This window comes from Nocardioides sp. WG-D5 (genome assembly GCF_054031175.1).
Genome location: NZ_CM132928.1, coordinates 1207572 through 1220543, shown reverse-complemented (window position 1 = coordinate 1220543; position 12972 = coordinate 1207572). Strand labels below are relative to the sequence as shown.

The window sequence follows — 12972 nt, the reverse complement described above, 5'->3', positions numbered from 1 at the left end:
ACCGATCTCATCGAAGGAGGCCGAAAACCAGCGGAAACGGCACCGAAAGCCAGCCGAAAGCGCAGGACCGAACCGATACCCAGCGGTCACGTCGAACGCGTTGCGCAGGCATGGTCACGCGCTACCGTTCTTGAGCGTGAGGGTCTTGATCGTCGAGGACCAGGCGGGCCTGGTCAGCGCGCTGAAGGTCGCGCTGCAGCGGGAGGGCTACGCCGTCGACGGCGCGGGCTCGGTCGCCGACGCGCTCGACAAGCTCGGCCTGAACGCCTACGACCTGGTGGTCCTGGACGTCAACCTGCCCGACGGCAGCGGCTTCGAGGTCGCCTCGGCGCTGCGTACCGGGGGAGTGGAGATCGCCGGCGAGGAGGTCCCGCGGATCCTGATGCTCACCGCCCGCAACCGCCTCGACGACCGGGTGCGCGGCCTGGACGTGGGCGCCGACGACTACCTGACCAAGCCCTTCGAGCTGGCCGAGCTGACCGCCCGGCTGCGGGCGCTGCTGCGCCGGCCGAGCAGCGACGGCACCTCCGTGCTGACCCACGGGCCGATCCGGCTCGACACCGCCCGGCAGCTGGCCCGGCGGGGCGACCGGGAGCTCGGCCTGACCCTCAAGGAGTTCTCCGTCCTGCGCTATCTGATGACCCGGCCGGCCTTCATCGTCTCGGCCGAGGAGCTTCTCGAGCACGTCTGGGACGAGAACGCCGACCCGTTCACCCAGACGGTCCGGGTCACGGTCGGTACCCTGCGCCGCAAGCTGACCGTCGGCGACGAGCCTGCGGCCCTCGAGACCGTCGTCGGCCGCGGCTACCGGCTCCGGGACCTGCCCGAGCTCGACCAGGGCGCGACCGCATGAGCGGGGGCGTACGTCGCCTGGCCGTGCGGCTTCCTCGGTGGCTGCGCACCGTCAGGGTGCGGCTCGCGCTGACGTACTCCTCGCTCCTGTTCGGCGTCACCGCGTTGCTGCTCGCCGGTGTCTATCTCGCGCTCTCGAGCAGCATCAGCGCCGCCCCGCTCGACCCGGTGACGGTCAAGAAGTTCGAGACCCAGGACGGCCACATCGTCTACAAGCCGGGGCAGGAGTTTCAGGCCGCGGACTTCGCCGATGTCCAGGAGGCGGTCAACTACGCCTCCCTCCAGACGTTGCGCAACTACTCGATCATCGCGCTGGTCGTGATGTTCGTCCTCAGCCTCGCCATCGGCTGGTGGGTGGCCGGGCGCGCGCTGAGGCCGGTCGGCGCGATCACGCGCACCGCCCAGGAGATCAACGCCTCCGACCTCACCCGGCGGATCGGCGCGACCGGACCGCACGACGAGCTGCGTACGCTCGCGGACACGATCGACGGGATGCTCGCCCGCCTGGACCGGGCGTTCTCCGACCAGCGCCGCTTCGTCGAGGACGTCTCCCACGAGCTGCGCAACCCGGTCTCCTTGATCCACACCAATGTCGAGGCGGTCCTGGCCAACGACCGGTCGACGACTGCCGAGCGCCACGAGGCGAGCGTGGTCGTGCTCCAGGCCACGCGCCGCATGCGCCGCCTCCTCGAGGACCTGCTCGCCATCGCCCGCAGCCGCTCGGAGGCCTTCGTCGACCGCCAGGTCGACCTGGCCGAAGCGGTCACCGCGGCGGTCCGGGAGTACCGCCTCCCCGCCGAGGCTCGCCACCTCACGATCGTGGAGCGCAGCCACCGCGGACCGGTCGTCGTCGGTGACCCCGATGCGCTGCAACGGGCCGTCGCCAACCTGCTGTCGAACGCGGTCAGGCTCGCGCCGGCGGGCTCGACCATCACCGTGGGCATGGGCGGACGGCAGGGTTGGGCGTGGGCCGCGGTCGCCGACGAAGGACCGGGGATCGCCGCTGCCGACCAGGACCGGATCTTCGACCGGTTCTACCGCGGCAACGGGTCGTCCGGCCGGGAGCAGGGCACGGACGGGTCCGGTCTCGGTCTCGCCATCGCCCGCCAGATCGCTGAGAGCCACGAGGGCCGGCTCGTGCTGGTCAGCCGTGGCCCGGCCGGAAGCACCTTCGTGCTCTGGCTGCCCGACCACGCCATGAATCGTTCCGCCAACCGCACCGACGCACCCCCGGAGGGAGACCCGCTGCTCGGGTGACCCGCCGACCTACCGTTTGAGGAGTGAGCATGAGAACAGCGAGGACGTGGCGCGGGGTCAGAACCTTCGCCCCCGTGGTTCTGCTCGGCACCGTCGTCGGGCTCGCCCTGCAGGGGTGCATGAGCGTGGAGGTTCGTGTCGACCCGGCCCAGACCGCGCCCGCGGAGCCCGCGGCCTACTACGGGGTGGTCGAGCACACGTCGGAGGACTGCTGGCGCGCCGATGCGCCCGCTGCCTAGCCTCCCTCGCCGCTGGCGACGAGCATCTCGAGGTCGGTGACGCCCTGGATCGCCTCGAGGGCAGGGGTGTGGCGGTCGTCGGTGACGAGGGTGTCGATCCGGCCGATCTCGGCGACCCGGCCGAGATGGACGCGACCGAGCTTGCTGCTGTCGGCGGTGACGACGACGCGGGAGGCGGCCGCGATCATCGCCCGCTTCAGCTCCGCCTCGGGGAGGTTGATGTTGGTGATGCCGGCCTCGACGTCGACGCCGTTGCAGCCGATGAAGGCGAGGTCGGCGCGGATGCGGCCGAGGACGGTGTCGGCGAGCGGCGGGACCAGGGAGTGCTGGAGCGGGCGGAGCGTACCGCCGGTCACGATGACCTGCAGGCGGGGCAGCGCCGGCTCCAGGCTGAGTGCGATCGAGAGCCCGTTGGTGATGACCGTGACGTCGACCAGATCCGTCCGGCGGACCAGCTCGGCGGCGATGGCCGCAGTGGTGGTGCCGACGTCGAGCAGGACGCTCATACCGGAGGTGAGCTGGTCGACGGCGAGCCGGGCGATGGCCTTCTTCTGAGGAGCCGCGTCGACCTGGACCTCCTCGAACGGTCGCTCGCGCAGGCCTTCGGCCGGCATCGCGCCGCCTCGGATCCGCCGGACGGCGCCGCCGTGCTCGAGGGCCTCCAGGTCCGTACGCACCGTGACGGTGGAGACGCCGAACGTCTCGCTGAGATCGACGACCCGCATGAAGCTGCGCTCCTCGACGAGCTCGCGGATCCGGTCGCGGCGCTCCTCGGTCGGCAGATGCTCCACGGGCTCGGGCATGCCGACATGCTGCTCACGCCGTCGACATTTGTCAATGCGAAAGAGTTGATTTCGATAACGAAAGAGATCTAGCCTTCGAGCCGTGACAGGGATTCCCAAACAGGTCCATGCGCTGGCCGACGGGCGCGAGCTCATCTACTTCGACGATCCCGGCTCGACCCTGCCGGCCGAGCGCGCGGCCGACGGGCGGGAGCTGCCTCCGCGACCTCCGACCGCGCAGATGCGTCAGGACGTGCTGACCGGCGAGTGGGTCACCGTGGCGACCGCGCGTCAGACCAGGGTGATGCTGCCGCCGGCCCACCTGGACCCGTTGGCGCCGCAGACGTCCGGCAACCCTTCCGAGATCCCCTCGACGTACGACGTCGCGGTCTTCGAGAACCGGTCGCCGTCGTTCGGCCCGGACCCGGGGGAGGGGCCGGCGGACCTCTCCGGCCTCGCGCTCGGCCGCAGCGCCACCGCCGTCGGACGCTGCGAGGTGGTCTGCTTCAGCCCTGAGCACGAGGGGTCGTTCGGCTCGCTGTCGCGCGAGCGCGCCCGGACGGTGATCGAGGCCTGGGCGGATCGCACCGCCGAGCTCTCGGCCCTCCCGGGGGTCGCGCAGGTCTTCCCCTTCGAGAACCGGGGCGAGGCCATCGGGGTCACCCTCCGCCACCCACACGGCCAGATCTACGCCTACCCCTACATCACGCCGAGGACGCAGCGCCTTCTCGCCGCGATCGAGGAGTACGGGCCGAATCTGCAGGCCGACCTCCTCGCCTTCGAGCAGGCGGGGGAGCGGGTCGTCCTCTCCGGCGAGCACTGGACCGCCTTCGTGCCGTACGCCGCCCGCTGGCCCGTCGAGGTCCACCTGATGCCACACGCCCAGGTGCCGGACTTCGCGGCCACCACCGACGCCCAGCGCGAGGAGCTGAGCACGCTCTACCTGCGCCTCCTGCGGGGCGTCGACGCGCTCTACGACGACCCGACCCCCTACATCGCCGCCTGGCACCAGGCTCCGGTGCGGTCCCACCGCGACAGCGTCCGGCTCACCCTCCAGCTCACCAGCCCGCGGCGTGGGGCCGACAAGCTGAAATACCTGGCCGGCAGCGAGGCGGCGATGGGTGCCTGGGTGGCCGACATCCCGCCGGAGCACCAGGCCGAGCGGCTGCGCGACGCGATCGCCCGCGCGGACGAGGACAACCCGGTCTGACCCGCTCGACCGCATGTCCTCGACAGGGCCGGGTACCGCGTGCGGATGACTGAGATGAATCAGGATGATGCCCGCGTACAGGCACTTCGAGGTGTGGTCGAACGAGTGACCGCGTGGCAGGAGACCGCGCCCGAAGGAACCATCCGGGACGAGCTCGGCAAGGCGCTCCAGGAGGCCGGGGTGACCCTCACCGAGGAGCAGCAGGAGCTCGTCACGGAGAAGATCTCTCATCAGGAGATCGTCGACGTCGACCTGCTCGCCGCCGACACCGGCGAGGGCGGGCCTGCGTGAGGCAGGACGTGAAGCAGGACGTGAAGTAGGAACGGCCGCGGAGCATCCTCGGACCGGTCGGGGGATACCGGTCGTGCCATGAGTGGAGAACAGCTTCAGCCAGAAGACACCCTCGACGACCGCGGCGTGGACGACGTCCTGGACGAGGGCTACTCCCCGCCCGAGCGCCCGCGGGGCGTCACCGCCAAGGGGGTCACGCCCCGGGAGGAGATCGAGGGCGAGACCATCGACGAGCGCCGCGCTCAGGAGGAGCCCGAGGTCTGGGAGGAGGCGGAGGCCGAGGCCGACGCCGACATCCTGGACGGGCCGGTGACCGGGGAGGTGGGCGAGGCTCGTTCGGGTCGCCTCACCAGCCCCGACGAGGGTGTGCGCGAGGACGAGGAGGGCACGCTCATCGGGCACGACGAGGGGATCGACGGTGCCGGAGCCTCTGCCGAGGAGGCGGCGGTGCACATCGTCGACGAGCCCCCTGACTGAGGCTGATCCTGCCCCTTCGGGGGTACTGGTGGGTGCCGGATCCCTATCAGCACAGAGGAGGACGACCGTGTCCGAAGATGTGACCGACCTGATCATGCAGGACCACCGTGAGGTGGAGAGCCTGTTCGAGAAGCTGGAGCGAGAACCGGAGGTACGTGCCGGGCTGACCCCCGTTCTGGTGACCCTCCTGTCCGCACACAGCCGTGCCGAGGAGGCCGAGGTCTACCCGGTCGCCCGGGACGAGGCCGGCGAGGCGGACGACGTCGCGCACAGCCAGGAGGAGCACCTCCTGGCCGACCGCCTGCTCGCCGAGCTCAGCGAGTGCGACCCCTACTCCACGGCCTATGACAACAAGCTGGCCGAGGTGGTCGACGCCGTCTCGCACCACATCGAGGAGGAGGAGTCGACCGTGCTGCCCGGCATGCGCAGCCGTCTCGACGACACCCGGCGTACCGAGCTGGGCAAGGCCTTTCTGAAGAGCCGGCAGGAGCACCTCGGCGAGATGCCCCAGGACATCACCCGTGACGAGATGCGCCGTCAGGCGTCCAACGCGGGCATCCCCGCCGGCGACAAGGACAAGCAGGCCCTGCGCCAGGAGCTGGATCAGCACGCCGACAGCTGACCGGCATGGTGGTGCCCCGCGCGAGCGGTTGGTCGATGCTCAGCGCGGGGCAACCATCAGCGGCTGGGTGACGACGGCGAATCTGCCGTGCTCGTCGGACATGCCGCCCTGCGCGAGCCCGATGCCGTCCGGGCCGATGGTGCTGCGGGCGTCGAGCAGCATCCACTCGCTCACCGGCGGTCGCTCGACGGTGACGGTCACGGTCGGCGGGATGAAGTACCACGAGCTCATCGGCAGGGAGCCGGACAGGCCGTTGGTGGAGTCGGCCAGGGTGAGGAGACGCTGCACCGGGGAGGTCTCCTCGCCGGCGACCAGCGGAACCCGCAGGCGCGCCCAGACCGTCGCCGGGCCCGGCTCGTAGCCGCCGCTGACGAACCGCCAGTCGAGGGCGCGGCCGTAGCCCCAGTCCGGGCTGACCCCCTCGAAGAACCGCTCGGAGGAGGCCTGCGGGATGGCGGGAACTTTCCCGCCGGAGCACCAGTGCTCGCGGGTCGACCCCGGCGTGGCCCGGATCAGCCAGGCGCTCGCCTTGACGGCGAGCCGCTCGCCGGCCCACAGCGAGGCCTCGACGAGCTCGACCCGGCGACCCGGCCGAACCACGTGCGCCTCGACGCGCATCGTCCCCTGAGGGATGCCGCCGAGCATGTCGGCGGTGAACCGGGCGATGGACAGGGCCGGGTCGGAGCGTACCGACTCGATCGCCCGGGCCAGCAGGGCGGCGGGAGGGCCGCCATGCTGCAGCGAGTGGTCCCAGGGGCTGGCCGTGGCCGGGGTCGACTCGAAGATGCCGTCCTCGCCGGTCGGCTGGTAGAAGGCGTCGAACTCGAGGGTCATCAGCGTCTCCGGGCTGCCGGTCAGCGGCTCAGCTGCGGGTAGAGCGCCTCGATCGGCTGGGCGAGACCGGCCTTGACGTCGGCGCTCACCTTGTCGGCGATGATCTCGTACGCGTCGCTCTCGAGGCCTTCGTAGGCGGTGCGGATCACGTCGGCCGGATCGTTCTTCGGCTCGGTGATGCGGGCCGTCATGGGGGTGTCGGTGTAGCCCAAGTGCAGCGACGCGACGTGGATACCGTCGCCGGCCAGGGCGAGACGCTGGGTGTTGGTCGCCGACCACAGCGCTGCCTTGGTGGCGCTGTAGGCGTCGCCGATGCCGTACCAGCTCAGGACCGAGAGCACGTTGAGCACGACACCCTTGCTGGCGCGCAGCGACGGCAGGAAGGCGTTGGTGACGTCGAGCGCTCCCCAGAAGTTGGTCTCGAACAGGTCGCGGACGGCGCTGAGGTCGCCGGTCACGCTGGCGCCGTTCGAGCTGCCCGCGTTGTTGATGAGGACCGTGACGTCCCCGGCGAGGGCCGCCGCCTCCACGACCGAGTCGTGGTCGGTCACGTCGAGCTTCAGCGGCACGATGCGGGGGTCGCCCCACTCGCGAGGGCTGCGGGCGGCGGCATAGACCTTGGCGGCGCCGCGCTCCAGGGCCTGGTTGACGAAGTGGGTGCCGAGGCCGCCGTTGGCGCCGGTCACCAGGACGACCGCGTTCGCGAGAGTGGGCATGTGGTTCTCCTGTTTCGAGGGCGCGGACGCCGCTCCCTGTGGGTTGGTTTTTCCAACGTACTCGGGTTGGTTTGGTTTTCCAACTCGATTAGGATCGAACCATGATGTCGGAGGTACGTGAGTGCTCGGTCGCGCGAACGCTGGAGCTCGTCGGCTCCAAGTGGACCCTGCTCGTCGTCCGTGAGCTCTTCCTCGGAAGTCGCCGGTTCGAGGAGATCGTCCGTTTCACGGGAGGCCCGCGCGACATCCTCACCGACCGCCTGCGCCGGCTCGAGGCGCACGGACTGGTGACCCGGGTGCAGTACGAGCAGCGTCCCCCGAGGTTCGAGTACCACTTGACCGACCTCGGCCGCTCGCTCGCGCCGATCATCGCCGCGATGCGCGAGTTCGGCGACCGTCACCTGGCCGGCGACGACGGCCCGCCGCTCAGGTTCGTGCACTCCTGTGGCTCGGAGTTCCACCCCGTGATGGCCTGCAGGGCCTGCGGGGAGGTCGTACGCAGCGGCGAGGTCGAGCTCGCGGACGCCGCGAGCTGATCGAGCCGCGCGGTGCGGCCGGGGTTCAGCCGACCGGCGGCCCGGCGACGAGCGCGACCACGGTCAGCGCGGCGACGCTCGCGACGCCGGTGGCCAGGCCGCGCACGGGGTTGCGGAGCAGCCACGCCAGCGGCCGCTCGAGGGGGCGGGCCGGCGACTCCTCGATGAGCCGCCACGTCGGGGCCAGGAGGCCGCGGCGCTCGGCGTAGCGCTCGAACCAGAGCGTCAGGAACGGCGGGATCGAGGAGGCGAGGCCGGCGACCAGGCGGCCGAGCGACCAGCGCTGGTCGACCGCGATCGCGGTCGTGGTCACGCAGTAGGTGATGAAGACGATCCCGTGCAGCATCCCGAAGATGCTGACTCCCAGCTCGGTGGTCTCGGTGACGTACTTCAGGAACATGCCGCTGAGCAGCCCGGCCCAGGTCACCGCCTCGGCAGTGGCGACGATCCGGTAGATGCGGGACGGCGAGCTGAGAAGGGCGGACACGCGCCAAAGTCTATTCGCACCCGTGTACTGGTATGAATCGAGCGGCCACGGGTACCGATCGCGGCATGACGACCGACACGCTGCACTACACGATCCCGGGCATGGACGAGAGCGATGCTCGGACGACCATCGACCTGCTCCAGTCCCGCCTGCACGCCGCGAACGACCTCCAGCTCACGCTCAAGCACGTGCACTGGAACGTCGTGGGGCCGCACTTCATCGCGGTCCACGAGATGATCGACCCCCAGGTCGACGCCGTACGCGCGATGGCCGATGCGCTCGCCGAGCGCATCGCGACCCTGGGCGGTGCCCCGCGAGGCACCCCGGGCGCACTGGTCGAGGAGCGCGAGTGGAACGACTACAGCATCGGCCGGGCCACCACCCAGGAGCACCTCGCCGCGCTCGACGTCACCTATCGGGGCGTCATCGAGTCCTACCGCAAGGCCATCAAGGCCCTCGAGGAGCTCGACCTGGTGACCCAGGACATCCTGATCGGGCAGACCGAGCAGCTCGAGCTCTTCCACTGGTTCGTACGCGCCCACCTGGAGGACCAGGGCGGCCAGCTGCAGACCAGCGGCGAGGCCACGGAGGCAGGCGCGGCCCGCGCCGCCCGCGGCTGAGGGGGATCCGATGCGGTGGTGGTCGACGACGCTGGCACTGCTCCTCCCGATGATGCTCACCGGGTGCGCCTCCGGGCAGGAGGACGCGGTACGTGAGCGCGCGACCGCCTTCCAGGACTCGGTCGCCGCGCAGGACTGGGCGGGCGCGTGCGCGCTGCTCGCTCCGGAGACGCGGACCGAGCTGGAGGCGGCCGCCAAGAAACCGTGCGCGGAGGCGCTGTCCGAGGAGCAGTTGCCCGAGCCGGGCACCCTCGACCGCATCGACGTCTTCGGGACGATGGCCGAGGTCCGGTACCAGGGCGAGACGCTCTTCCTGACCCGGTTCGCCGACCGCTGGCTGCTGCACGCGGCAGGCTGCACACCGCAGCCGCCGAAGCCCTACGACTGCACGCTGCACGGAGGCTGAGATGCGGATCATGTACGTCGCCTATCTGGCGGTCATCGGCATCGGACTGCTCTACACGTTCGTGCTCGCGCTGAGGCACGGGTGAGGAGCAGCGATGCGACGATTCCTCAAGGAGAACTCGCTCAGCCTCGCCTTCGGGGCGCTCTTCCTGGGCAGCCTCGCCGGCCAGGCCATCGCCGGTTGGCACCAGCTGAACGACGAGCTGTTCGCCGACGGTCTCGACCGGATCACGCTGGGTGGCTACCTCACCTCGGCGAGCTTCGCGGTGGACGTGACGGAGAACTGGCAGAGCGAGTATCTCCAGTTCCTCCTCTACGTCATGCTGACCGTCTGGCTGGTGCAACGCGGTTCCCCGGAGTCCAAACCGCTCAAGGACGCCGGCCAGGAGTCGGACGAGAAGCAGAAGGTCGGGGCGTACGCCCAGGACGACTCGCCCAGGCTCGCCCGGGTGGGCGGCCTGCGGACCGCGCTCTACTCGCGGTCGCTCGGCATCGCCATGGGCGTCATCTTCCTGCTGTCCTGGCTGGTCCAGTCGGTGGCCGGGTGGGCCTCGTACAACGAGGTCAGGCTGCAGCAGTTGCGTGACCCGATCGCGTGGGGCTCCTACCTGGTGCACTCCGACTTCTGGGCGCGGACCCTGCAGAACTGGCAGTCGGAGTTCCTCGCGGTCGGCTCGATGGCGGTCCTGTCGATCTACCTGCGACAGCGGGGATCACCCGAGAGCAAGCCGGTCGGGTCCTCCCACGAGGCCACCGGCGTCGAGGGCTGAGAAGCGGTCAGGCGTCGCCGTCCTGCGCCAACAGGCGCAGGACGGCTCGCTCCGCCGCGGTCTGGCGGGCCTTCGGGTCCGTGCTCGACCCCTTGCGTACGTGGATCGTGCGTCCCTGCTCGTGCAGCTCGAGGACCCGCGGGTCGACGTAGGAGCTGCGGGCGACGGCCGGGGTGTTGCCGAGGTACTCCGCGACCTCCTTGACCGCGGCGACCTGCTGCTTGTGCCGGGACCTGGCGGTCGGCGTCACGCGCTCGGCCGCCTCCGGGTCGTCGGTCAGGGCGAGGGCGGCGAGCACGGTGGCGTGCCAGGTCCGGAAGTCCTTCGCCGACACCTCCAGCCCGCTCACCGCGCGCATGTAGTCGTTGACCATGGCGGGCGTCAGCCGCTGCCATCTCGGGCCCTGCTTGTAGGCGAGGATCTCCTCGAAGCCGCCGCGCCTTCGACGCAGCTGTGCGATCGCCTCGACGGAGACCGGGTCGTCGATGACGATCGTGTGGTGGACGCCGGACTTCCCGGTGAAGTCGAAGACGTACGCGTCGCCCCGCTTGCGGACGTGGCGGCGCTCCAGCGTCGTCAGGCCGAAGCCGCCGTTGTCGTCGGCGTAGGCGTCGCTGCCGATCCGGAAGCACCCGAGGTCCAGGAGTCGCAGGGCGAGGGCCGACGCCCGGGCAGCGCTCATCCCGGTCGTGGCGAGGTCGCGCTCCGTCCGCTCGCGTACGCGGGGAAGGACCCTGCCGAGCTCCAGGACCCGGTCGAACTTCTCCTGGTCGCGCTTCACCCGCCAGTCGGGGTGGTAGAGGTACTGGCGGCGGCCGGCCGCGTCCGTCCCCACCGCCTGGAGATGACCGTTCTCGTGAGGACAGATCCACACGTCCTCCCAGGCCGGCGGGATGGCGAGAGCCCGGACGCGCGCCGCCGTGTCGTCATCGAGCCGGTCGCCGGCGTCGTCGAGGTAGACGAAGCCGCGGCCCGCGCGGCGGCGGGTCCATCCCGGCTCCTCCGGCGAGGACCGGCGAAGTCGAACCACCAGGGGCCCCTCTCACCCGGTGGTCTCGTCGTTGTCGCGCGCTCGCGCGGCGAGCAGCCGGTGCGTACCGTCGCACCACGGCTTGATCGCGGAGCCGCCACACATGCACACCGCGCTGACCGGGCGCACCGTGTGGTGGACCTCGCCCTCGGCGTCCAGGACCTCGTGCTTACCGCGCAGGAGCATCGGCCCGGCCGGGCACAGCACGATCGAGGGGTGCTCGAACTCGCTCATGAGACACCCCATCGGTCGAGCATCGCCTCGGCGTAGCGGGCCTCCAGGTCGAGACAGGTGAAGGCACCGAGGAGCAGCTGGTCGCGATCGCTCGGGTTCTCCTCCAGGAACGCGCCGCACACGTCGCGCAGGGCGACCTGCTCGTGGACGGCATCGGCCTCGACGTGCTCGTCGTAGTAGGCGGCCATCTCGTCCGGGAAGTCGAGCCGCCGCAGGCCTCGGGCGAGCTGTCGCGACGGCACCGAGCTCGTCGCCTCGAACGCGGCGAAGTGACCGAGTGCCGCTCCGCGGAGCCGGCGGTGCATCCCGAACAGCGACAGCGCGTTGTTCATCGCCAGGATCTCGACCGGCGCCTCGTCGACGTAGCAGGCGTGGTCGGTCCGTAGCCCGGACGCCTCCATGCCGCGGCGGAACAGGTGGTGATGCAGGCGGTTCGGATCGCCGTCGCCGTACTCGTCGAACAGGACCTCCATCAGCGCGGCCTTGGGCCGGGTGTCGAGCCGAGGGATGACCCAGCTGGTGGGATCGGCCTCCTTGAGGTGGTAGAGCGAGCGGTGCTGCAGGAGCTCGAGCGCCTGCTCGCGGTCGGCCTTGCGCTGCACGAACCGTGCCAGCGACGGGCCGTCGTGCCCGTCGATCACGTCGGTCAGCTCGCCGGCCTGGTGGAGAGGGCTGGCCTCCCACCGCCTGCGCAGCTCGGCCTCGAACGACCTCTCCAGGTCCCGGCGCAGACGCAGCAGGTCCGCGTCCCACTCGAGCTCGGCATCCACCTCGTCGAAGCCGCGGTAGTGCAGCTCGTAGAGCGCCCACAGGGCGATCTGGGCGTCCTCCTCGGACTCCGGCGACGGCTCCAGACCGGCGGTGGCGCCGCTCTGGAGCGCGTTGAACACAGCGGCACTCAGGGTGCCACGCGACTTAGGCAGCATCTCAGCCCACCTTTCCCTCGAGCTCCTGGTACCCAGCGCCGGTGCTCGACATGCTCGGCACCGCTGCCCGGGCGATGTGCACGAGCACTCCCTCGCCCGGCGAGTCGCGGACCTCCTCGACCGCCAGATCGCTGCCCTCGAGCAGCTGCAGCACGCGGTCGGCCTGGTCGGTCGTGCCGAGCTGGAGCACGGCCGCCCCGCCGGGGGAGGGGTGGCGGGCGGTCGTGGCCAGGCACGTCCTGGCGACCTGCATCCCGTCCGCGCCGCCGTCGATGGCGAGCAGCGGGTCCTCGGGATAGCGCCCGACCTGGGCCGTCGGCACCCAGGGCGGGTCGGCGATCACCAGGTGGAAGCGCTCGTCCGGGTCGAGTGCCTGGTCCATGCTGCTGTGGCGTACCTCCACCAGGTGTGACAGCCCGGCGCGCTCGGCGTTGGCGCGGGCGAACGCGCAGGCGACCGGGTCGGCGTCGACGCACACCAGCCGGCGCCCGACCAGCGCCGCCGCGAGCAGGCCGATCTGGCCGGCGCCCGAGCACAGCTCGAGCATCGGTCCGTCCGGCAGGCCCGCCGACAGCTCGGCCGCCCACTCGGACTGCCGGGCCGTCCACGTACGCGGCGTGAGCACGCGCTCGTCGAAGTCGATGTCGAGATGACCGAATCGGATCATGACAGCACTACCTCCTC

Annotated in this window: 19 protein-coding genes; 11 read left to right on the top strand and 8 right to left on the bottom strand. The window is 70.8% G+C overall.

Going from position 1 to position 12972, the window contains the following annotated elements; translation table 11 throughout:
* The first annotated feature begins 136 nt into the window (after positions 1 to 136).
* From ACWZJV_RS05965 to ACWZJV_RS05955, 3 genes are read left to right on the top strand one after another with little or no spacing between them, the layout of a single operon-like run.
* Positions 137 to 853: a response regulator transcription factor gene (locus tag ACWZJV_RS05965; RefSeq protein ID WP_457180580.1), complete on the top strand. Its 717-nt coding sequence runs from the start codon at positions 137 to 139 to the stop codon at positions 851 to 853.
* Positions 850 to 2109: a sensor histidine kinase gene (locus ACWZJV_RS05960; RefSeq protein WP_457180579.1), complete on the top strand. Its 1260-nt coding sequence runs from the start codon at positions 850 to 852 to the stop codon at positions 2107 to 2109. The genes ACWZJV_RS05965 and ACWZJV_RS05960 overlap by 4 nt, the downstream gene beginning before the upstream one ends.
* A gap of 29 nt (positions 2110 to 2138) precedes the next feature.
* On the top strand, positions 2139 to 2348 hold the full coding sequence (locus tag ACWZJV_RS05955; RefSeq protein ID WP_457180578.1) for a hypothetical protein: 210 nt from the start codon (positions 2139 to 2141) through the stop codon (positions 2346 to 2348).
* Here the strand turns inward: ACWZJV_RS05955 and ACWZJV_RS05950 are convergent.
* Positions 2345 to 3151: a DeoR/GlpR family DNA-binding transcription regulator gene (locus ACWZJV_RS05950; RefSeq protein ID WP_231380209.1), complete on the bottom strand. Its 807-nt coding sequence runs from the start codon at positions 3149 to 3151 to the stop codon at positions 2345 to 2347. The genes ACWZJV_RS05955 and ACWZJV_RS05950 overlap by 4 nt on opposite strands.
* A gap of 82 nt (positions 3152 to 3233) precedes the next feature.
* Here ACWZJV_RS05950 and galT point away from each other — a divergent pair, with 82 nt between their 5' ends.
* From galT to ACWZJV_RS05930, 4 genes are all read left to right on the top strand, one after another.
* A complete protein-coding gene (gene galT, locus ACWZJV_RS05945; RefSeq protein WP_457180577.1) occupies positions 3234 to 4340 on the top strand; it encodes a galactose-1-phosphate uridylyltransferase in 1107 nt (368 codons plus the stop codon).
* A gap of 105 nt (positions 4341 to 4445) precedes the next feature.
* On the top strand, positions 4446 to 4631 hold the full coding sequence (locus ACWZJV_RS05940) for a hypothetical protein (RefSeq protein ID WP_196873375.1): 186 nt from the start codon (positions 4446 to 4448) through the stop codon (positions 4629 to 4631).
* Positions 4632 to 4709: 78 nt separating this feature from the next.
* Positions 4710 to 5108, top strand: a complete 399-nt coding sequence (locus ACWZJV_RS05935; protein WP_008363872.1) for a DUF5709 domain-containing protein — start codon at positions 4710 to 4712, stop codon at positions 5106 to 5108.
* A gap of 67 nt (positions 5109 to 5175) precedes the next feature.
* A complete protein-coding gene (locus tag ACWZJV_RS05930) occupies positions 5176 to 5730 on the top strand; it encodes a hemerythrin domain-containing protein (protein WP_008363874.1) in 555 nt (184 codons plus the stop codon).
* Positions 5731 to 5769: 39 nt separating this feature from the next.
* Here the strand turns inward: ACWZJV_RS05930 and ACWZJV_RS05925 are convergent, their stop codons facing one another.
* Both ACWZJV_RS05925 and ACWZJV_RS05920 read right to left on the bottom strand, forming a co-directional pair.
* Complete coding sequence (locus tag ACWZJV_RS05925) at positions 5770 to 6564, bottom strand: thioesterase family protein (protein ID WP_457180576.1); 795 nt, start codon at positions 6562 to 6564, stop codon at positions 5770 to 5772.
* A 20-nt stretch (positions 6565 to 6584) separates the two neighbouring features.
* On the bottom strand, positions 6585 to 7280 hold the full coding sequence (locus tag ACWZJV_RS05920) for an SDR family oxidoreductase (RefSeq protein WP_457180575.1): 696 nt from the start codon (positions 7278 to 7280) through the stop codon (positions 6585 to 6587).
* A 104-nt stretch (positions 7281 to 7384) separates the two neighbouring features.
* Between ACWZJV_RS05920 and ACWZJV_RS05915 the strand changes: the two genes are divergently transcribed.
* Positions 7385 to 7816, top strand: a complete 432-nt coding sequence (locus tag ACWZJV_RS05915) for a winged helix-turn-helix transcriptional regulator (RefSeq protein WP_457180574.1) — start codon at positions 7385 to 7387, stop codon at positions 7814 to 7816.
* A 25-nt stretch (positions 7817 to 7841) separates the two neighbouring features.
* Here the strand turns inward: ACWZJV_RS05915 and ACWZJV_RS05910 are convergent, their stop codons facing one another.
* Positions 7842 to 8303 carry a DUF3817 domain-containing protein gene (locus ACWZJV_RS05910; RefSeq protein ID WP_457180573.1) on the bottom strand — a complete coding sequence of 154 codons (462 nt, stop codon included), beginning with the start codon at positions 8301 to 8303 and terminating at the stop codon, positions 7842 to 7844.
* Between the two features lie 65 nt (positions 8304 to 8368).
* Between ACWZJV_RS05910 and ACWZJV_RS05905 the strand changes: the two genes are divergently transcribed.
* From ACWZJV_RS05905 to ACWZJV_RS05895, 3 genes are all read left to right on the top strand, one after another.
* Positions 8369 to 8923, top strand: coding sequence for a Dps family protein (locus ACWZJV_RS05905; RefSeq protein ID WP_008363880.1), 555 nt, complete (start codon positions 8369 to 8371; stop codon positions 8921 to 8923).
* A gap of 10 nt (positions 8924 to 8933) precedes the next feature.
* Complete coding sequence (locus tag ACWZJV_RS05900) at positions 8934 to 9329, top strand: hypothetical protein (RefSeq protein ID WP_457180572.1); 396 nt, start codon at positions 8934 to 8936, stop codon at positions 9327 to 9329.
* A 94-nt stretch (positions 9330 to 9423) separates the two neighbouring features.
* The gene (locus ACWZJV_RS05895; protein ID WP_008363884.1) at positions 9424 to 10098 is read left to right on the top strand and encodes a DUF6766 family protein; all 675 of its coding nucleotides are present in this window, start codon (positions 9424 to 9426) and stop codon (positions 10096 to 10098) included.
* A 7-nt stretch (positions 10099 to 10105) separates the two neighbouring features.
* On the opposite strand, the gene ACWZJV_RS05890 is transcribed toward ACWZJV_RS05895, so the two are convergent.
* The 4 genes from ACWZJV_RS05890 to ACWZJV_RS05875 are packed head-to-tail and all read right to left on the bottom strand — an operon-like array spanning position 10106 to position 12955.
* Entirely contained in the window at positions 10106 to 11128 is a 1023-nt protein-coding gene (locus ACWZJV_RS05890) for a DNA topoisomerase IB (protein ID WP_457180571.1), read from the bottom strand.
* Between the two features lie 12 nt (positions 11129 to 11140).
* Positions 11141 to 11362 (bottom strand): CDGSH iron-sulfur domain-containing protein, encoded by a 222-nt coding sequence (locus ACWZJV_RS05885; protein WP_008363887.1) that lies wholly within the window; start codon positions 11360 to 11362, stop codon positions 11141 to 11143.
* Positions 11359 to 12288 carry an iron-containing redox enzyme family protein gene (locus tag ACWZJV_RS05880; protein ID WP_457180570.1) on the bottom strand — a complete coding sequence of 310 codons (930 nt, stop codon included), beginning with the start codon at positions 12286 to 12288 and terminating at the stop codon, positions 11359 to 11361. The genes ACWZJV_RS05885 and ACWZJV_RS05880 overlap by 4 nt, the downstream gene beginning before the upstream one ends.
* Position 12289: 1 nt before the next feature.
* Entirely contained in the window at positions 12290 to 12955 is a 666-nt protein-coding gene (locus ACWZJV_RS05875; RefSeq protein WP_457180569.1) for a methyltransferase, read from the bottom strand.
* Positions 12956 to 12972 lie beyond the last annotated feature (17 nt).